The organism is Bacillus sp. BD48 (genome assembly GCF_046566805.1).
GTDB classification, from domain to species: Bacteria; Bacillota; Bacilli; order Bacillales; family Bacillaceae; genus Bacillus; species Bacillus safensis.
On the sequence record NZ_JANGFM010000002.1, the window covers coordinates 895908 to 916228 of the forward strand.

General features: G+C 41.0%; 19 protein-coding genes and 2 pseudogenes. 18 read left to right on the forward strand and 3 right to left on the reverse strand.

Features of this window, described 5'->3' with window-relative positions; translation table 11 throughout:
- Positions 1–15: 15 nt before the first annotated feature.
- Positions 16–417 carry a YugN-like family protein gene (locus ACLGGR_RS09500; RefSeq protein WP_142945070.1) on the forward strand — a complete coding sequence of 134 codons (402 nt, stop codon included), beginning with the start codon at positions 16–18 and terminating at the stop codon, positions 415–417.
- On the opposite strand, the gene ACLGGR_RS09505 is transcribed toward ACLGGR_RS09500, so the two are convergent.
- A complete protein-coding gene (locus tag ACLGGR_RS09505; protein ID WP_142945069.1) occupies positions 414–1400 on the reverse strand; it encodes a potassium channel family protein in 987 nt (328 codons plus the stop codon). The genes ACLGGR_RS09500 and ACLGGR_RS09505 overlap by 4 nt on opposite strands.
- A 126-nt stretch (positions 1401–1526) precedes the next feature.
- Here ACLGGR_RS09505 and ACLGGR_RS09510 point away from each other — a divergent pair, with 126 nt between their 5' ends.
- The 6 genes from ACLGGR_RS09510 (at position 1527) to ACLGGR_RS09535 (ending at position 5682) form a co-directional block, all read left to right on the forward strand.
- Positions 1527–1751 (forward strand): YuzI family membrane protein, encoded by a 225-nt coding sequence (locus tag ACLGGR_RS09510; protein ID WP_410972951.1) that lies wholly within the window; start codon positions 1527–1529, stop codon positions 1749–1751.
- An 80-nt stretch (positions 1752–1831) separates the two neighbouring features.
- Positions 1832–2506: a zinc metallopeptidase gene (locus ACLGGR_RS09515; RefSeq protein WP_024423288.1), complete on the forward strand. Its 675-nt coding sequence runs from the start codon at positions 1832–1834 to the stop codon at positions 2504–2506.
- 48 nt (positions 2507–2554) lie between these two features.
- Entirely contained in the window at positions 2555–3847 is a 1293-nt protein-coding gene (locus tag ACLGGR_RS09520; protein WP_323650611.1) for a hemolysin family protein, read from the forward strand.
- Between the two features lie 112 nt (positions 3848–3959).
- Positions 3960–4361, forward strand: a complete 402-nt coding sequence (locus tag ACLGGR_RS09525) for a secondary thiamine-phosphate synthase enzyme YjbQ (protein ID WP_142945068.1) — start codon at positions 3960–3962, stop codon at positions 4359–4361.
- 16 nt (positions 4362–4377) lie between these two features.
- Positions 4378–5409: an NAD(P)H-dependent flavin oxidoreductase gene (locus ACLGGR_RS09530; protein WP_410972952.1), complete on the forward strand. Its 1032-nt coding sequence runs from the start codon at positions 4378–4380 to the stop codon at positions 5407–5409.
- A 24-nt stretch (positions 5410–5433) separates the two neighbouring features.
- Complete coding sequence (locus ACLGGR_RS09535; RefSeq protein WP_048237293.1) at positions 5434–5682, forward strand: hypothetical protein; 249 nt, start codon at positions 5434–5436, stop codon at positions 5680–5682.
- 21 nt (positions 5683–5703) lie between these two features.
- Here the strand turns inward: ACLGGR_RS09535 and ACLGGR_RS09540 are convergent, their stop codons facing one another.
- Positions 5704–6444 carry a protein-glutamine gamma-glutamyltransferase gene (locus ACLGGR_RS09540; protein ID WP_034282523.1) on the reverse strand — a complete coding sequence of 247 codons (741 nt, stop codon included), beginning with the start codon at positions 6442–6444 and terminating at the stop codon, positions 5704–5706.
- Positions 6445–6783: 339 nt separating this feature from the next.
- On the opposite strand from ACLGGR_RS09540, the pseudogene ACLGGR_RS09545 reads away from it, so the two are divergent.
- From ACLGGR_RS09545 to ACLGGR_RS09585, 7 genes and pseudogenes are all read left to right on the forward strand, one after another.
- Positions 6784–7650 (forward strand): annotated as a pseudogene (locus ACLGGR_RS09545) (cache domain-containing protein); the annotation flags it as partial.
- Positions 7651–7764: 114 nt separating this feature from the next.
- The gene (locus ACLGGR_RS09550; RefSeq protein WP_410972994.1) at positions 7765–8592 is read left to right on the forward strand and encodes a methyl-accepting chemotaxis protein; all 828 of its coding nucleotides are present in this window, start codon (positions 7765–7767) and stop codon (positions 8590–8592) included.
- Positions 8593–8717: 125 nt separating this feature from the next.
- Positions 8718–10709 carry a methyl-accepting chemotaxis protein gene (locus ACLGGR_RS19270; RefSeq protein WP_251215820.1) on the forward strand — a complete coding sequence of 664 codons (1992 nt, stop codon included), beginning with the start codon at positions 8718–8720 and terminating at the stop codon, positions 10707–10709.
- 314 nt (positions 10710–11023) lie between these two features.
- Positions 11024–11920, forward strand: a pseudogene (locus ACLGGR_RS09565) (HAMP domain-containing protein); the annotation flags it as partial.
- The gene (locus tag ACLGGR_RS09570) at positions 11912–12859 is read left to right on the forward strand and encodes a methyl-accepting chemotaxis protein (RefSeq protein WP_410972996.1); all 948 of its coding nucleotides are present in this window, start codon (positions 11912–11914) and stop codon (positions 12857–12859) included. The pseudogene ACLGGR_RS09565 and the gene ACLGGR_RS09570, both read left to right, overlap by 9 nt.
- A gap of 369 nt (positions 12860–13228) precedes the next feature.
- Positions 13229–15217 carry a methyl-accepting chemotaxis protein gene (locus ACLGGR_RS19275; RefSeq protein WP_251215818.1) on the forward strand — a complete coding sequence of 663 codons (1989 nt, stop codon included), beginning with the start codon at positions 13229–13231 and terminating at the stop codon, positions 15215–15217.
- Between the two features lie 90 nt (positions 15218–15307).
- A complete protein-coding gene (locus ACLGGR_RS09585) occupies positions 15308–15832 on the forward strand; it encodes a type 1 glutamine amidotransferase domain-containing protein (protein ID WP_251215817.1) in 525 nt (174 codons plus the stop codon).
- Between the two features lie 62 nt (positions 15833–15894).
- On the opposite strand, the gene ACLGGR_RS09590 is transcribed toward ACLGGR_RS09585, so the two are convergent.
- Positions 15895–16887, reverse strand: coding sequence for a Gfo/Idh/MocA family protein (locus ACLGGR_RS09590; RefSeq protein ID WP_410972953.1), 993 nt, complete (start codon positions 16885–16887; stop codon positions 15895–15897).
- 197 nt (positions 16888–17084) lie between these two features.
- Here ACLGGR_RS09590 and ACLGGR_RS09595 point away from each other — a divergent pair, with 197 nt between their 5' ends.
- The 4 genes from ACLGGR_RS09595 (at position 17085) to ACLGGR_RS09610 (ending at position 20290) form a co-directional block, all read left to right on the forward strand.
- Positions 17085–17477, forward strand: coding sequence for a DoxX family protein (locus ACLGGR_RS09595; protein ID WP_410972954.1), 393 nt, complete (start codon positions 17085–17087; stop codon positions 17475–17477).
- Between the two features lie 65 nt (positions 17478–17542).
- On the forward strand, positions 17543–18685 hold the full coding sequence (locus ACLGGR_RS09600) for an AI-2E family transporter (protein WP_142945058.1): 1143 nt from the start codon (positions 17543–17545) through the stop codon (positions 18683–18685).
- Between the two features lie 127 nt (positions 18686–18812).
- Positions 18813–19646, forward strand: a complete 834-nt coding sequence (locus ACLGGR_RS09605) for an undecaprenyl-diphosphate phosphatase (protein WP_039183288.1) — start codon at positions 18813–18815, stop codon at positions 19644–19646.
- A gap of 170 nt (positions 19647–19816) precedes the next feature.
- Entirely contained in the window at positions 19817–20290 is a 474-nt protein-coding gene (locus ACLGGR_RS09610; RefSeq protein ID WP_024423274.1) for a hypothetical protein, read from the forward strand.
- Positions 20291–20321 lie beyond the last annotated feature (31 nt).

Below are 20321 nucleotides of genomic sequence, written 5' to 3' on the forward strand. Positions count from 1 at the left end.
AAAGGAGGGTTTCGTATGATTCATGTACCATCCAGACTGCCTGGTGAAAGCTTTTCACTTTACCATTTAGAAGAAACGATGAAGCCGCTCGGTTATGTCATTAATGGCAACTGGGATTATGATCACGGGTATTTTGATTATAAAATTGATAACCGTGATGGCTATACCTTTCTCAGAGTTCCTTTTACAGCCGAGAAAGGCCAGCTCGATCAGCCAGGTGTTGTGGTGAAAATGGGACATCCATTTCTCTTAAAGCATGTATATCAAGATAAGTTAGATGATCATGCGATGGTTGGAAATATGGGCGCATCCTTTAACCAATTCCAAGAACCAAAAGAGAAAGATGGGGATGTATCAAAGGCTTATGCTGAGATTGGCTTTTCGCTCGTCAAGGAATTAGAAGACGCACTGCTTTAAAGGCTGATCAGTTCATCCTCTGGATGAAGCTCATAGCCAAAGGGAGGATTCATCATGGGTCCTTCTTTTTTTTGTACGCCGACGATGATCACATGATGCTCTAAAAAATGATGGAGCGCTGTTAAGAATGTTTCTCCGGCTAATGAAACCGGTACAGGTATGATCGTGACGTGTTTATGCAAGGTCATTTGTCGTTTTTTCGTTAACGCCGTGAGCTGTTCTTTTATAAGAAAATGTTCAACCATTAAATGATTGACGGCATCAGAGGTATGAATGACTTGGTTGGCACCAGCACGCTCGGCATTTTTCACGTAACGATCTGTTAAGATTTCAATTAAACAATATAGCGAAGGGTTTAATCCTTTTGCAGCAAGTAAGGTTAAAACACTCTGCATATCGGCTGTCACTTCATTTTCATGCTGATCCGCGGTAATCATGAGTGCATCTGCACTGGTAATATTGGCTTTGCGCAGTGTGACATCTTCGGTGCCATGTCCTTTAATAAAATGAACATTTTCCAAAAGAGGCCCTTCTTTCAAGGAATCATCAATCAGCACAATTGGCATGGCTGGATCAATCGTTTGAAACGACTGAAGCAGTTTGTTCGTCTTCTCATTCCAGCCGACGATAATCAGGTGTCCTTTCCCCTTAAAGGCTACCTTGCCCTCAACATAATGGTGCTGCTTGCTGAACACAGCGGCGGCAAGCGTGGCGAAATAAGCGGTGACAAAGCTGGCACCGATAAAAATGAGCGCCATACCCGCCACCTGCCCTGGCATAGTTTGCGGCACAAAATCACCATAGCCAACCGTAGAGACTGTAATGAGCGCCCACCAGATCCCATCAAAGATCGTATGATACTGCTTCGGTTCAAGTAAAACGATTAATTGTCCAAAAAAGAGAAGCAAGAAACAGATGATAATAGCAATTCGAAGATAAAGTGGCCACCTTAGCCAAGCGATAAAGATACGGTTTGATTTCATCGGACTCTTCCTTTCAGGAGACTGCTAATGTCAGTATGCCCGATTGAGGAAACATTTTTTCATCTTCGTCATGTATTGAAATAGAACCCATATCTTAAAATAAGGGAGAAGAAGGAGGGAATTCGAATGACGTTCGTTCAAAAGACCGTACTTCTTTTTATTGGCGTGCACTTTTTATCATCAGCTGTCATCTTACTCGTGTTTGATTTAAATGCTGTGAATCATTTTATGAATGATTTTTCATGGCTGCACTTTTTTCAAGACCTTTATGGGACAGTGACTTTTTATACAGCTTGCTTAGGTTTGTTCTTCTTTTTCATTGGTGCGGTTATTCCCCTGAAAAAGACCTAGTGCTTTTTGCTGTACATGGTACATAAAAGTCATTAAAATTGTAAATAAATATATAAAATAAAAGGAAGCTGATGAGCATGCTGTTTTTTTATTTTTTAACATTTGCCGCATTGGGATTATCATTTTGGGCACAATTTAAAGTAAAGAATAATTTTGAAAAGTATTCAAAGGTGGAAGCATCCAGTATGAAAACAGGTGCTGAAACCGCTCGATATATTTTAGATCGCAACGGGTTATATGACGTGCCTGTTGAACCGGTAAGAGGAACTTTGACTGATCATTACGACCCGACGCAGCGTGTGGTTCGTTTATCTGAACCTGTGTACTACGGCCATTCCATTTCGGCCATTTCAGTCGCATCACACGAGGTTGGACATGCCTTGCAGCATCAGGAATCCTATGGTGCGCTTGTTTTGAGACATAAGATCTTTCCTGTCGTGAACTTTGCATCTGGTGTTGCTCCGCTTCTTTTCCTTGGTGGAATTTTGCTCAGCAGCCTTAACTTAATCGGGCTTGGGATCATTTTGTTCTCAGCAGCTGTATTCTTTCAGCTTGTGACATTGCCTGTCGAGTTTAATGCAAGTTCTCGTGCAAAAGATATCATTGTTTCAGAAGGAATCATTAGAAGCAGTGAAGAAAGAGGCGTGAACAAGGTGTTAAATGCTGCAGCTCTGACGTACGTAGCAGCGGCCCTTGTTTCCCTGTTTGAATTGCTCCGTTTTGTAATGATCTTCCTAAATGGCCGTAATGATTAATTGATGCCAGAGGAGGTGAGCCCTTACCAGTGTTAGGTAAGGGTTTTTTTGTATATTTTAAACGTATTTTTAGTCATATTACTCATTGCTGCGACAGCATTTTTTGTTGTCACTGAATTTGCGATTGTGAAAATTAGAGGCTCTAAAATCAACCAGCTGATCGAAAGCGGTGATAAGAGAGCCATCCATGTTCAAAAGCTGATATCAAATCTCGACGAGTATTTATCCGCCTGTCAACTTGGAATTACCATCACGGCTTTAGGCTTAGGGTGGCTGGGTGAGCCGACGGTAGAGCATTTTCTGCATCCGCTGTTTGAAAAAATCGGGCTTCATTCCGCATTGACTGACATCCTTTCGTTTATCATCGCATTTGTGATCATCACGTTTTTACATGTCGTTGTGGGAGAACTCGCGCCTAAAACAATTGCCATTCAAAAGGCAGAGGCGGTCAGCCTTGTGACAGCAAAACCACTCATCTTTTTCTATAAAGTCATGTATCCGTTTATTAAAGCATTAAATGGGGCTGCACGAGGCATTGTGAAATTATTTGGTTTTCATTCTGTCAAAGAACATGAAGTGGCGATCAGTGAGGAAGAATTGCGTCTCATTTTATCTGAAAGCTATGAGAAGGGTGAGATTAACCAATCTGAGTACAAATATGTGAATAAAATCTTTGAATTTGATAACCGAGTGGCGAGAGAGATCATGATTCCGCGTACCGAAATTTCAGCCATAGAGATTGAACAGACCCTAGAAGACGTGACCCATTATATGCTGAACGAAAGGTACACACGCTACCCTGTTATTAAAGAAGACAAAGATCATGTGATTGGTGTTATTAATAGCAAAGATGTATTTAAGGCCAGCTTCCTAAATCAAGATGTATCGATTGAAGACTTAATGCGTCCGGTGATACGAGTGATTGAAAGTACGCCCGTTCAAGAATTGCTCATTTTGATGCAAAAGGAACGGATTCATATGTCAGTGCTCGTAGACGAATACGGAGGAACAGCGGGACTTGTCACAGTAGAGGACATACTAGAGGAAATTGTCGGAGAGATTCGAGATGAATATGATCAGGATGAAACACCTCACATCGTTAAAAAAGGTGATTTCCATTATGTGATGGATGGGAAAGCATTGATTGATGAAGTAAATGATTTATTGGATTTAGCCATTGAGAATGATGATGTTGATACAATTGCTGGCTGGATGATGACACATAAATTTGATTTTGACATTGGAGATACGATTGAAGCAGAAGGCTGTGAATTTACCATCATGGATGCTGAAGACCACCATATTCGAACTATTGAAGTCAAAAAGGTTCACTTTTCTTAAAAACCTCGCATTGCTTGACGAGGTTTTTTTGCTTGGTAAACTTTAGGTAAGAGGATTTGTTTCACATAAAAAGGGTATGGTTTGATAGAAACGTTAAAAAGGAGCAGCTCAAATGAAAAAAATCAATATACAAACAGACAGACGCGATGACATGATCGATGTCACACACGAGGTTCGCCATTATGTCAGGGAAACAGGCATACAAAACGGAACTGTCATCATCTATTGTCCACATACGACAGCAGGGATGACCATTAATGAAAATGCAGACCCAGATGTGAAACGGGATATGCTTCGCCGGCTTGATGAAGTCTTTCCGTGGGAACACCCAAAGGACCGCCATATGGAAGGAAATACGGCAGCACATATGAAAGCGAGTTATATGGGAGCGTCTCAGCATGTTCTCATTCATGATGGGGATCTTGTGCTTGGCACGTGGCAGGGAATCTATTTCTGTGAGTTTGACGGGCCAAGATATCGTCATTTTTATGTACAAGTGTCATCAAACGAGTAAGAGATGGAGGAAATAAATGGGGGATATCAAAAAGTTACTGAAAATCGAACATGGAATCATCCAAGCGCCAATGGCAGGAGGGGCTGTGACACCGCAGCTGGCAGCCGCTGTTTCAGAATACGGGGGGCTTGGCAGCCTGGCAAGTGGATATGTGAAGCCTGACGATTTGAGACAGCAGATTAGACAGGTCAAACAGCTGACATCTCGCCTGTTTCAGGTCAATGTGTTTGTACCAGAGCCAATTCCAGAAGTGAAAAAAGAGGATGTGGCGTTTTGGGAGAAGCGACTGCCTGTATGGCCCGCAGCTGATAGGATGCCAAGCGAAGAAGAATTGTGGGATGATTTTGAACAGAAAATCAACATTCTTCTGGAAGAAGGCGTTCCTATCGTTTCCTTTACATTCGCCTGTCCAAATGAACAAACGATTCATCGCTTAAAGCAGAAAGGAATCTTTTTAATCGGAACGGCGACAACAAAAGAGGAAGCACTGCTTTTAGAGGAAAAAGGAATGGATGCAATTGTTCTGCAAGGAAGTGAAGCAGGGGGACACCGCGGCACATTTTTACGTGCAAAAGGAGACGCCCTGGTGGGGCTGATCAGTCTGATCCCTGACGTCAAACCGCTCTGTCAGGTGCCATTGATCGCCGCCGGGGGCATTACGGACCGAGCTGGTATGAAAGCAGCGCTAGCGCTTGGAGCGGATGCGGTTCAAATCGGCACGCGGTTTTTAGCCAGCCAGGAAAGTGCTGCGGCAGAGGTATACAAGAAGGCCATCTTACAGGCAGAAGGCAGTGAAACAAGGGTGACAAGGCTTTTTTCTGGGAAAAGAGCGAGAGGTATTGTGAATCAGTGGATGGAGGATGAAAGCCTGCATGAAGATAGAGTCCTTCCTTATCCAGTTCAGCATATATGCACAACACCGATGCGAAAAGCAGCTGCTGCCGGCGTTAACCCTGATCAAATGGCTCTGTGGGCAGGACAGGGCGTTGGGCATATTCACTCGATTTTAAGCGTTGAAGACATCATGCACGGACTGACGCAGACATAAAATCATGATGGGTGGTGTAACAGGATGGACATCTTAAAACATTCCTATCGAAAAAAAGGCCAGATTGAATTTTGGTTTGATGACTTTCCACAATCTCCTGCCGTCCTTACGCCCATTCGTCATTACTATTTTGTTCGATACGTGAAATGGAGCCGGCACGATCCACCGGTCACAAGAAAAGATTTAGAAGAGATGGAGGTCCTTGCGAACACGATGCTTGGCACACTCCAAAATTATCGTAAACGCAAGGCATACAAAAGCCCCTTGTCATAACCAATAGACAAGAGGCTTTTTTTAGCTGCCAAACATTTGCCTGAGATAAATCACATCCATCCGGGTAGTCTGCGGTAATAAATAAGCGGATTGAACCGCACCTGGCCGTCTTCTCTTATTCAGTTTGTCGATAATTTCTGCCGCTGTTAAAATTCCGAGCCCATGACCGTAATATTGATCTTCTCCTAAGTAAATCACATTTTCCCCGCGCCATTGCGACTGCTGATAGCTAAACTCTGGATTTTCGAAATATAAGCAATCCCCATAGATAAAATCATTCCCGCGCTCTGTATAAATCGACAAAGTATCATAGTGCCAGTCATACAGTGTTAAACTGCGAAGCCTTCGATTAAACTTCTCCTCTCCTACTGTTTGCAAGACCCCCATATAAAACACGATGACAATTGCCGTTGCACATTCAAATGCATATTTTGATCCATTTTCAAAAATGTCTTTAATGCCTCTAGATGGCTCCACTTGATAGCGCAGCTCTAGTGCTCCTGCTTCCGATACTCGCCAAAACGCATCATTTGCACGCGATCTTTGAAAGATGGCAAATGAGGCACCACTCTTATTCAAATCTCTTGCAGCATTCATAATGTTCGATCTTAAAGTGACCTCAAATAACAAATCAGATGCTTGCCTATAGCGGAACGTATCATTCGAGGCCTGTAACTGCATCAAAATGATCCGCTTTTGTCCCTCTAGCTGAAACGATGCCAGCTGCTCATTTGTTACTGGCTGTCCTGAAAGGATAATCATATGAAAAGCGCCCCCTTTTGTATTAGCGTATGCAGGGTGCTTGGGCAAGGAATCGATTTGTGAAAATAAACAAAATAGCATCCTTTTTATTTGAAAAACATGAAAATACTATGAAGATGTCCGATATAAAACATATCGTTTAAAAGGAGGAAAAACATGAAAAATGCAATAAAATGGTTGAAAAAACCATCTATTTCCAAAAGACTGATTATTTCATTCACACTTGTTCTCGTCTTGCCAATCATTACACTCAGTACGATTTCATATCAGATTGCCAAAGAAGAATTAGATCATGAAATCATGTACGGAGCAAAAGCAAGAGTCAATGAGCTGAATGACATGATCGAGCAAAAGCTTTTGAACAAGGAAAATGCGGTGAAACTCTTTACTGAAACATCTACTGCTGCAGACTTTAAAAAGAAAAACCAGGACGAACTGTATGAGCATCTTGAGATATACAGCAAAATCAATGAAGAAGATGTGGTTGGTTTTTATGCAGCAAGTAAAAATCGTGATTTCATTCAGTTTCCTAATGTAGACATGCCAAAAGGCTTTGATCCAACAACACGCGATTGGTATCAGCAAGCAATGCAGGATGAAAAAGGTGAGCCAGTTGTCACCAATCCATACATTTCTGCTACAACAAACGGAATGGTGGTCACGATTGCCCAGCGCCTGAAGGACGGGTCTGGAGCGATCGGAATCGACATTGATGTGCAAGACATTGTCGATAAAATAAAAGAAATTAAAATTGGACGAGAAGGATATCCAATTATTGCAAATAAAAATAAACAAATTGTAGCTCATCCAGAAGAAAAATCAGGATCTAAGGTCACAGGAAATATTTCATCTATCCTTTACAGCGGAAAAGAAGGAACTTCAACTTATGAGAATAAAGGAGAACAAAAACGTCTCGTTTTTGTGACAAATGATTTAACAGGTTGGAAAATTGCTGGAACGATGTTTGTATCAGAAACAGAAGAAGCAGCACAGCCAGTTTGGAATTCTGCCATTATTCTTTTAATTTCTTCATTTATCCTTGGCGGTGTCGCTATCTTCTTCATTGTTCGCTCGATCACAATTGGACTGAGAAGGCTAGTTGATTTCTCAGAAAAGGTGAGTGAAGGGGATTTAACAGAAACCCTCGAAACCAAATCGAAGGATGAAATAGGTGATCTCACAAGAAGCTTCAGTAAGATGAGTGAATCTCTTCGTGACGTCATTCGTGCTGTACAGCAATCTGTCGACAACGTGGCTTCGGCTTCAGAGGAGCTGACGGCAAGTGCCAGCCAAACAAGTCAAGCAACAGAGCATATTACGATGTCGATAGAACAATTTTCAAATGGAAATGAAGCACAAAACGAGAAAGTCGAATCTAGTACGAATCAGCTTGTGGCAATGAACGAAGGATTACAAGATATGTCACATACTTCATCTGAAGTGGCTGCTGTTTCACTTCAATCAACAGAGGCGGCTGGTCAAGGCGGGCGAATTGTTGAAAGCACAGCAAGCCAAATGAAACATATTGATACATCCGTACAAGAAGCAGAGCAGGTCATGAAAGAATTAGAATACAAGTCTAAAGATATTACGAGTATTTTAAATGTCATTAACGGTATTGCGGATCAAACAAATCTGCTTGCGCTTAATGCAGCAATTGAAGCAGCAAGAGCAGGTGAATCAGGACGCGGCTTCTCCGTCGTTGCAGAAGAAGTGAGAAAACTAGCTGTCCAATCCGCAGATTCAGCGAAAGAAATTGAGAAGCTCATCCAAGAAATTGTGTTAGAAATTGCTAAATCTCAAGATATGTTCAAAGCAGTCAATCGAGAAGTAAACGCAGGACTTGGTATGACAGAAGAAGCAAAAGAAAGCTTCCAACACATTTATGAGGCTGCAGAAGGAATGTCGAAAAAACTGACGCAATTAAACGATACAGCCATTGACCTATCGAGCGGTTCAAAGCTTGTTTCACAAGCGATGCAGGAGATGCGCCAAGTCTCTAGAGAAAGCGCAGCAAACATTCAGGACATTGCGGCTTCCGCAGAAGAGCAGCTCGCATCTATGGAAGAAATCACGTCTTCTTCTGTGACACTTGCCAACATGGCAGAGGAATTAAAAGAGCTCACAAGTCAATTTAAAATTAATTAAATAATGATGAAAAAATATCCAGAATTGTCTGGGTATTTTTTTTATTTTTAAACGTCATTTCCAGTCTCTAAAAATACACCTTTCATCCGATAATAACTTTAGAGAAGTAAAGGGGGAAAGTTAAAATGGGAAAAATGATCCAATGGTTCAAAAAACCATCCATTTCAAAAAAATTAATCATTGCCTTTTTGGTAGTCCTTATCCTGCCAACTGTGGCACTGACAATTAGTGCATTTTTTACATCAAAGACAGAGCTAGACAAACAGATTATGGGCAGTGCAATGAGTCAGGTCAATGCATTTGATACCTTAATCAATGAGAATATTGGAAACAAATCAGATGCTGTGACACTGTTTACAGACTCGCTCAAAGCGTCTAGCCTTCAAGAAAAAAATAGAAATGCGACCATTAAAGAATTACAGCAATTTGGAAAAATTAATGAAAAAGATGTATCCGCGATCTATGCAGGCTCTGAAAAGGGATTGTTTATGCAATACCCAGTTCAAAAGATGCCTGATGGCTATGATCCAAGAGAACGTCCATGGTATCAAGAGGCATTAAAAGCAGAAAACGGCAAACAAGTCATCACAAAACCATATGTAGCAGCATCCACTGGCAAAATGGTTATCACAATTGCCCAAAAAATGAAAGATGGTTCAGGTGTCATTGGTCTTGATATGGAAATTGACAGCCTGCTCCAAAAACTAAAAGAAATCAAAATTGGGCAAAAAGGCTATGCTTTCATCATGGAGAAAGATAAAACGGTTTTAGCAGATCCAACCCAAAAGTCAGGAAGTCAGGTCAATGAGAATCTGGCAAGTATTATTTTTAAAAACAAAGAAGGAAGCGGCAGCTATACCCTCAAAGGAACAGATAAAAAGGTTGCATATGTAACCAATGAATTAACCGGCTGGAAAATTGGTGGAACGATGCTCGTTTCTGAAGTAGAAGAGGCGGCAAAGCCCGTTTTCAATACAGCCATTATCGTATTTAGTGTCACACTCATTGTAGCAGGAACCCTCATTTTCTTTATCGTCCGCTCTATTTCAAAAAGATTATCCAATCTTGCCCGCTTCTCGAAAAAAGTCAGCGAAGGTGATTTACGCGATAAGCTTCAGATCCAGTCAGATGACGAAATTGGACAAGTTGGTAAAGGCTTTAATACGATGATTGACTCATTGCGATCTCTCATTGGAGCCGTTCAAACTTCAGTCGAGAATGTTGCATCTTCATCAGAAGAACTGACTGCCAGCGCAGGACAAACAAGTAAAGCAACAGAGCATATTACACTAGCCATTGAACAATTCTCCAGCGGAAATGAAAGCCAAAATGATAAAGTGGAATTGAGCTCAGAAGAGTTAGAAGAAATGAACCGCGGTCTTCAGAATATGAATGAATCGGCTGAATCTATTACTGCTTCATCGATCAAATCAACAGATATCGCAGGAGAAGGCGGCCAGCTTGTTGAAAAAACCGCTTCTCAAATGAATGTCATTGATCAGTCCGTGAAAAAAGCAGAGAATGTCATCAGTGCACTTGAAAGTAAATCTAAAGACATTACCCAAATTCTCGGTGTCATCAATGGAATTGCCGATCAAACGAATTTACTTGCGCTAAATGCAGCAATCGAAGCCGCACGAGCTGGTGAATCTGGCAGAGGCTTCTCCGTTGTAGCAGAAGAAGTAAGAAAACTGGCGGTTCAATCTGCGAACTCAGCAAAAGAAATTGAGAATTTGATCAAAGAAATCGTGCAAGACATCGATGTATCACAGGAAGTATTTACTGCGGTGAATCGAGAAGTTCAATCAGGTCTAAGCTTCACTGAACAAACAAAAGTAAGCTTCCACAATATTTTCGAAATGACAAAAGAAATTTCTGACCAGCTCCAAACAATGAATCAAACTGTTGTCCAGCTTTCAAATGGCTCTGCACATGTGTCAGAGGCTGTTCGTGAGATCGCAGACGTATCACGTGAAAGCTCGGCAAATATTCAAGACATTGCTGCTTCAGCAGAAGAACAGCTGGCATCAATGGAAGAAATTAGCTCGTCCTCTGCCACACTCTCTTCGATGGCAGAAGAATTACGCGATTTAATTAGCAAATTTAAGGTTGAATAGACATGAAGAAAAGAGCCTCCAGCTAGAGGCTCTTTTTTATTGAGTAAATCAAAAGAAATAGGTAATTATACTTATTTTTTGGGTTTTTTGAACATTATTCCTTGAAAAATAATTCATATTACCTAAGAATAGAAGAGAAAGACCACAAATCATAAATCAAAAGGAGTAGAGTCATGAACAAAATCAACTTTTTTAAGCACTTTACGATGTCGAAGAAATTAATTACTGCATTCTTAGCGATTCTCCTAGTGCCAATTCTCGTATTGGCCGCATTTTCTTATGAAGTGGCATCAAAGTCTCTCAATGATGAGATTATGTCTAGTGCTGCAAATGGTGTTCAACAATTAAACGAGCTCATTAATAAAGATATACAGCCTAAAATTGACATTGTTTCATACTTATCCAAATCGATCAAAAAGGGTGAATTGACTGCTAAAAACAAAGATTTACTCAAAGTAAAATTAGAGCAATTATCGGAAACAGATGACGATGTAGTAGAAGTATTTGTTGCAGATCAAAATGGTAAACTAACTGAATATTCCGAGATCCACAAAGGTAATGCAAAGAGCGCTAAAAATGAAACTTGGTTTCAGCAATCGATGGGAGAGAAGAAACTCATCATTTCAGATCCTTTTACAAGTAAGTCATCTGATGACCTGCTCATCACAATATCAGAACAATTAGCAGATGGATCTGGTGTGATTGGGGTGAATGTTCGATTAAATACGGTAGTGAAAGATACAAACAGCATCAAAATTGGCCAAGAAGGCTATGCGTTTGTCGCCACCTCAGATCAGCGTTATGTTGCCCATAAAACCGATAAGGCTGGAACAAAGCTGACTGGTGACTTCATCTCGAAACTGTATGATAAAAAAGAAGGCAGTTTTGAATATGAATATAATGGCCAGCCGAAACAAATGTTTTTTGACACAAATGAAGCAACAGGCTGGAAGCTTGCTGGAACGATGTATGTGAATGAAGTAAAAGAAGCCGCACAGCCAGTGCTCGACTTAACAATGATCATCCTTGCGGCTGCAATTGTCATTGGCGGAATCGCGATTTATTTTATTATTAAATCGATTCGAAAGCCACTGATAGAGCTCTCTAAATCGGCTGAGAAAATCAGTCAAGGTGATTTGACCCAGCATATTGAAGTTCGTACGCATGATGAAATCGGTAAGCTTGCGCAAAGTTTTAACGACATGTCAGCAAAGCTGAAACAAGTCATTCAAGCTGTCCAAAATTCCATTGAAAATGTGGCTGCTTCGTCTGAAGAGTTAACGGCAAGTGCGGGACAGACAGCTCAAGCGACTGAGCATATTACATCATCTATTGAACAGTTCTCAAACAGCACTGAACATCAAAATGATATGATCGAAAAAAGCTCGGTCCAGTTAAACGAAATGGATCGCAGCCTATCGCATATGGTCGACACAACCTCTCATATGATGGAATCGTCCATCGAATCGAGCAAAACCGCTCAGGCTGGAGGAGAACTCGTTCAAAAAACAGCAGGTCAAATGCAAACCATAGAGCAGGCAGTAAAAGAAGCAGAGCTTGTCATTGCAGGATTAGAGCAGAAATCAAAAGATATTACAAACATTCTTGGGGTCATCAACGGGATTGCGGATCAAACGAATCTCCTTGCTTTAAACGCTGCGATAGAAGCCGCACGAGCAGGTGAAGCAGGCAGAGGCTTCTCTGTTGTCGCAGAAGAAGTCCGCAAGCTGGCAGAGCAGTCAGGAAGCTCTTCAAAAGAAATTGAAAGCCTGACGAACGAAATTGTGGAGGAAATAGAAAAATCGCAGAAAATGTTTAAACAAGTAGCAGGAGAAGTGCAATCTGGATTAAACATTACAGATGAAACGAAAGTGAGTTTTGAGAAAATCACTGATAAAACATCTGAAATGACAGAACAAATGAAACAAATGAACGGAACAGCCAAAGAACTATCACATGGTTCAAATGATATTTCTCATGCGGTGAATCAAATTAAAGAGCTCTCAAGAGAAAGCTCAGCAGGCTTCCAAGATATTGCGGCTTCCGCAGAAGAGCAGCTGGCATCTATGGAAGAGATCAGCTCATCCTCTGCCACTTTATCTCAGATGGCAGAAGAACTTAGAGAGCTCATTAAACAATTTAAAATGTAAGAGAGTAGCGAAACACCTGATGCCAAAACGTCAGGTGTTTCAGCGTGTAGACAAACCCTCGCATTCGGTGTCAGGTCTGCGCTCCGGTGCTCACGAATGTTAAATTCGCTCCGCTCCGGTGCTCGTCCTTCCTAGACTTCAAAGGTTTTCTATCACACTGAAAAGAAGACAAAGGGTTAAAATCCAGAACATTTTAGCCCTTTGTCAACAATCTTAAGCACCTGACGCCAAAACGTCAGGTGTTTTTCCATTCGATGCATATAAATTGGGTAATTTGGACTTATTTAGACTTTAATAAGTTAAAAAAGTAAAGAACCTAGTAGTACTTCCGATATATATACTATCTTACTAAAAGGAGTTTTCTTTTTTATGAAATTCATACAGTATTTCAGAAAGCCATCTATCTCAAAAAAGCTCGTATTCTCTTTCTTATTTATTCTTTTATGCCCAATCATCGTATTGGCATTCTCTTCATATCATACGGCAAGCACCTCCTTAAATGATCAAATTATGCAAAGCGCAAAGGAAAACGTAGAGCAGCTAGATAAAAATATTACGAAGGTTGTAAAAGTGAAAACAGACGCAGCCGATTTCTTTAGCAAATGGATCACGGAGAAAAAGCTCAAGCAAAAAGGAACGACCGATATTCAAGGACGCTTTGAGCAGTTCATGAGTATGAATGATGACACAGAAGGCATTTTTGTCGCTTCAAGTGACGGCAAAGTGTTTTCAAGATATCCTAATCAAAAAATGCCTGCGGATTATGTCGCTACTGAGCGGGATTGGTATAAAGACGGCTGGGCGAAAAACGGTGAGCTGTCTGTTTCAGCACCATACGCAACGGCTTCAACCGGTACACTTGTGGTAACCATTTCTAAAAAACTAGAGGATGGATCAGGCGTCATCGCGATGAACCTAGACATTGCGAATCTAGTAAAAGAGTCCAATAGCATTAACATTGGGAAACAAGGCTATGCCTTTATTGGAAGTCCAGATCGTACATATGTGGCACATCCAACGAAAAAAGCGGGAACAAAATTATCTGGTGAATGGTTAGAAAAGCTGTATTCACAAGATAACGGATCGATGAGCTATATGTTTGAAGGTAAAGAAAAGCAAATGGAGTTCACCACAAACAAAGCGACTGGCTGGAAGATTGTCGGGACGATGTTTGTCAGTGAAGTAGAAGAAGCTGCACAGCCAGTCTTTAACATGGCCGCCATCATTTTAGCCGGCGCGCTTATCATTGGCGGGATTCTGATCTTCTTTATCATCCGTTCCATTACAAAACCACTTTCCACTCTTGTCTCTTCTTCGAAGAAGATCAGTCAAGGAGATTTAACAGAAAAAATTGATGTCCGCTCAAAAGATGAAATTGGACAGCTTGGCACAAGCTTTAATGAAATGAGTGAGTCCCTAAGAGATGTCATTCAAGCTGTACAAACATCTGTTGAGAATGTCGCTTCATCATCTGAAGAACTGACGGCGAGCGCAGGTCAAACAACAAAAGCAACCGAACATATTACATCATCTATTGAAACATTCTCAAACGGCAACGAAAATCAAAGTGAAATGGTGGAGCAAAGTGCGTCTCATTTAAAGCAAATGAATGAAGGACTGAACGAAGTTGCCGAAACGTCTGATGTCATCACAGCGTCATCTGTTCAATCAAAAACAGTCGCAGAAACAGGCGGACAGCTTGTGGAGCAGACTGTTGGCCAAATGAAGACGATTGACCATTCAGTGAAAGAAGCTGAAGGCGTGATCAACGGGCTAGAGCATAAATCAAAAGATATCACAAACATCCTAGGCGTGATTAACGGCATTGCGGATCAAACGAATTTACTTGCACTAAATGCTGCCATAGAAGCAGCTCGTGCAGGCGAGTCAGGCAGAGGCTTCTCTGTTGTTGCGGAAGAAGTGCGTAAACTAGCGGTTCAATCATCGGATTCAGCAAAAGAGATTGAAAAGCTTGTGAATGAAATTGTCTCTGAAATTGAAACATCTCAAAATATGTTCAAAGCAGTGAATGAAGAAGTGAAGAATGGTCTTACTATTACAGATCAAACGAAAGAAAGCTTCTCACAAATAAATGAGCAAACATCGGAAATCGCAGCAAGGATGAATGAAATGAATACAACGGTGCGCGAGCTTTCAAAAGGATCTGAGCAAATTTCTAAAGCAGTGAATGAAATTGCAGATGTATCAAGAGAGAGTTCAGCAAGTATCCAAGATATCGCAGCATCTGCTGAAGAGCAGCTTGCTTCTATGGAAGAGATTAGTTCTTCATCCACGACTCTTTCCCAAATGGCGGAAGAATTACGTGATTTAATTAAAAAATTTAAGATCAGCGAATAAGGTCAAGTGGTTCTCCTCAAGGGGGACCGCTTTTCTTTTTAAGAGGTCATCTCGTACAATAGAGGTAATCAAAAGAAGAGGAGAGATAGGATGCGTTTATCAGATAAGAAGGTCATTGCGTTTGTCAGTGATGATTTTGAAGATTTAGAGCTATGGTATCCGGTTCTGCGTTTAAGAGAAGAAGGGGCGACTGTCCATCTTGTAGGAGAAAGAGCAAATCATGAGTACATTGGGAAGTATGGTGTGCCGGCGGTATCTGATGCAGATTTTTATTCCATCCAAGCTGATGATTATGATGCCGTGCTAGTCCCTGGCGGATGGGCGCCTGATAAACTGCGCCGCTATCCAGAAGTATTAGAGATCGTCCGTACATTTGATGCGAAGGAAAAACCAATCGGGCAGATTTGTCATGCCGGCTGGGTGCTGATTTCAGCAGGAATTCTGAAAGGCAGACAAGTGACAAGTACACCTGGTATTAAAGATGATATGACAAATGCTGGTGCGGACTGGTTCGATGAGGCAGTGGTCACAGATGGCCACCTCATCTCCAGCAGACGTCCGCCGGACCTTCCGCCGTATGTGAAAGCATTTGCGGATGTGTTAGCGGCAAAATAAACGACTGACACGAAACAAAGGGCGAACAAAAAAATTTCGCCCTTTTTTCATCATTTTATACCCTATACATTTTGTCTGTCGGCAGGATACATCACGCCCATTTGTCTTCTCGCTTCGTCCATGACGGACATGGTTTGAACAGATAGGGCAAAAGTGTTGACCGGAGACTGCCCCATTCCCTGCTGAATACACTCAATAAAATGATTGATTTCATAAGACATAGCTGGCTGATCATCTTTGAGAGAGATGTCAGTTTGATGTCCGTCACGGTCATGTATCGTGATTCGTGAAGGACGGTGGAATTGATCAATCACCATCGTGGCATCCTCGCCTTGAATTTCAGCCGATAAATGAGACGTTGAAATTTTAGAATGAAAAAGAAGTGCTTGATGCCCGTCATACTGTAAAAGGACTGAACCGTTCCCATCAACACCAGAAGAAAGCTTATAGCCTCTCGCGGTAATTTGATTCGGCAGACCAAATAAGTATAGGGATGGGTAGACGAGGTACACACCGATATCCATTAAAGAACCATTTGATAGCTCAGGCTTAAAGGCATTTGGAAGCTCGCCGTTTCGATAGGCATCGTATCTTGAGGAATATTTACAGTAATGCGCGACCACCTGCCTGATAGGTCCCAGCTGATCAAGATGCTGTTTAATTTGAAGAAAGTTTGGCAGAAATGTTGTTTTCATCGCTTCCATCAAACACACTTGATGTTTTTTCGCTGCGGCAATCATTTCTTCCACTTCTTTTCGATGAGAGGCGAATGGTTTTTCGCATAAAACATGCTTTTGATGCTCCATCATCAACATGGCTTGCTCTTTATGAAGGGCATTTGGACTCGCAATATACACGGCATCAAACGTATCACTTTCCGCCATTTGTTGTAAGTTTGTAAAAACTGTACAAATCCCATATTTTTCGGCAAAGGCCTGTCCTTTTTCAGCGGACCGTGAATAGACGGCTGTACATGTAAAATCAGCAATTCCTTCACCAGCCTGTAAAAATCGATCTGTAATCCAGTTCGTTCCGATGACAGCAAATCGAATCATGTCATTCCCTCCTCCTGCTTTTCTCTGATTATACATGCTTTGAAAGCGTTTGTATGAAAGAATATTCTTTTTATTGAAAAGCCGATGAAACCTTTATATAGGCTGATGCGTCTTACATAAAGGATATAAATGTACGAAAAGTGGGTAGTTTCTTCCTTCTTCGGGTAATACTCAGGATAGAAGGGAGAGGAGGAAACATGAAGCGCGTCCTGCATATAGGAAGTACATGCACCTTTGCGCTTTTATTCATAGCGGCCGGTATTTTTCATGTGATAGAGCCGAGCGGCTTTGCCCGCATGATGCCAGGCTGGCCATTTCCATATGTAATGGTCTATGCAACTGCATGTCTTGAATGGCTGCTGGCCGTGATGCTGCTTTTGCCAAATGTCAGGATTGCAGCGGCAAAATCCATTGCTGTCTATCTTGTCCTCATTTTCCCCGCAAACTTATTTGCTGCTCGTGAGGGAATACCATTTCCAGGTCAAGAAAATACAGAACAAGCCTTGCTATGGATAAGGCTTATTGGACAGCCGATTCTCATTGTATGGGCGATGTCTATTGCAAAATGGGAAAAAAAGCTGAAACAATGATCACCATATCATGATCAAGTAGTGTACAATTTACTCATAAAATAGCCCGTGTTTGGAGGAACAATATGAATTCTATGCAAATGTGGAGCAGTCGATTTAGAAAATTTTTTCTTGATAACAAGTTTGTTCTCTTTTTACTCGTCCTGCTATTAATTGGATTGAATATCCTTGTTTTCATGAAAACATCATTTATTTTCACACCGCTCATTGTACTCGTCAAAACCATTGCCTTACCGATTATTTTAACGGGGGTCGTGTATTATTTATTAAATCCAATTGTCAACTTGTTAGAGAAAGCAAGAATCAAGCGGATCTATTCCATTTTGCTTTTATATATTGTCATTATAGGGATTATTACAGTGACCATCGTGTCCATTATTCCTTTTTTACAAGCTCAAACCATGAGCCTATTTCATAATCTTCCGAAATACGTTGATACGGTAGAAGATCAAATTAGACAATTAACAGGAAGTAACTTTATTAATCAAGTGCAAAACTCGATGAACTTTAACGTGTCTGAATTGGTAAGTAAAGCATCCAGTCAAGCGACGAAGATTTTGGAAAGCACCTTTACCGGTGTAGGAACATTCTTAGGGGCGCTCACAGAAGTCATCATCTCGATCGTGACTGTGCCGTTTATCCTTTTTTATCTATTAAAAGACGGCAAAAAGCTGCCTGACTACCTATTGAAATTTTTCCCAAGTAAAATGAGGGAACATACCCATATCATGCTTCACGAAATGAACCACCGTCTGAGCTCGTATATTCGCGGACAAATCATTGTCAGCTTCTGTATCGGTGTTCTTCTGTTAATCGGTTATATGATCATTGGACTTGATTATGCGCTGCTGCTTGCTATCATTGCTGCATGTACAAGCATAGTGCCTTACCTTGGTCCAACAATTGCGATTACACCAGCGATTGTGATTGCACTTGTGACGTCACCAGTAATGCTGTTAAAACTCATTATTGTCTGGACAGTGGTACAGCTCATTGAAGGGAAATTCATTTCTCCTCAGGTGATGGGGAAAAACCTTCATATTCATCCCATTACGATTATTTTTGTTATATTAACAGCTGGTAAATTGTTCAACGTGGTTGGCATCATTGTCGCTATTCCGACGTATGCCGTTCTGAAGGTCATCACGACTCACTTATTTGATTGGTTCAAAATGCGGTCCAATTTGTATAAAGAAGAAAAGGTTTGATGTCATAATCTTTTTTTGAAAAAAATATAGTATCATAAAGACGAGCTTTCGATGAAGGAAGCTTGTCTTTATGTGGACATAGATGTTTGGCGTGTTCAAAAGATCAGAATTGAAAGGAAAGAAAATCATGAATCTATGGGATTTATTCGTGGCACTGGTTTTAGGAATTGTTGAAGGATTAACAGAGTACGCACCTGTTTCATCTACAGGTCACATGATCATTGTCGATGATCTTTGGTTAAAATCAAAGGAAATTATTACGCCAGAAGCGGCCAACACATTTAAAGTCGTGATTCAGTTAGGCTCAATTTTAGCTGTCATGATCGTGTTTAAAGATCGTATTTTAAACTTATTGGGCTTAAAGAAAAATATCACCGAAGAACAAAAGCGCAGCGGGCATAAACTGACCATCGCCCAAATTGCTGTTGGACTTGTTCCTGCCGTCATTTTAGGCTTTTTATTTGAAGATTATATTGATAAATACTTGTTTGACGTCAGAACGGTCGCTGTCGGTTTGATTTTAGGGGCAGTGCTGATGCTTGTCGCTGACTGGATCAATAAACGTAAAACAGAAACAAGCTCTGTCGACAACATGACTTACAGACAGGCGCTTTATATCGGACTGTTTCAATGTTTGGCATTATGGCCAGGCTTCTCGCGCTCAGGTTCGACAATCGCAGGCGGGGTTATTCTTGGTTTGAATCACCGTGCTGCGGCAGACTTTACATTTATCATGGCGATGCCAATTATGGCGGGAGCAAGCTTGTTAACCCTTGTGAAAAATGCCGAATATTTAACAACAGACATGCTGCCATTCTTTATCGTCGGCTTTGTGAGTGCGTTTGTTGTGGCTCTCTTTGTTGTTCGATTCTTCCTAAAACTAATCAATAAAATCAAACTGGTGCCTTTTGCAATATACCGAATTATCCTAGGTGTGATTTTATTTATCCTGTTCATGTAATACTGTAAACTACTCTTTTGTAAGAGTAGTTTTTTTGTTATTCCGCCTAATTAAACAGTAAAAACACCCTCTTAATTGGTAGAATAAGAATTTTTTTCATAAATTAGTGTTTAAGAGACAGAGAAAGGGGTAGTACATAAACATACCAATTAAAGGAGGAGTTAGAAATAATGAGAAAAACAAGTAAAATGTTTGTTGGTTCTGTTATCGCTACGTCAATGATCGCTGCCCCTCTATCTCTTACGACTTTTGGTCAAACGGCTGAAGCTGCTACTACAACAGGTGTTGATGGAAGTGTCTCTATTGATCCAGTAGCCATTGCCGATAAAATTGAACAAGCAGTAAAATCATCTCAAAATCGTGATGGATTCGTAAAAAATGCGGCGTACAGTGCATTCTATGAAGCAGGTCAAAACTACAACGTTGTTGTCCAAAACTTAAGCCAAGACCATGACTTTAGCGGTCTGAACAATGTTGTCTACTATGATAGTGTTGAATATGACGGCATTACATTTGGTATTTGGGTATTTGAAGATGGTACGTTTGTCAACAATGGTGATGGTGGATATATTAACTGGACGTTTGTTGGCAGCTTTGATCGAGAAGATGGAAGCGGAACTGTCGATTTTCATAAAAGATTCTAATCTTAAAAGTCTGCCGGTGAATCGGCAGACT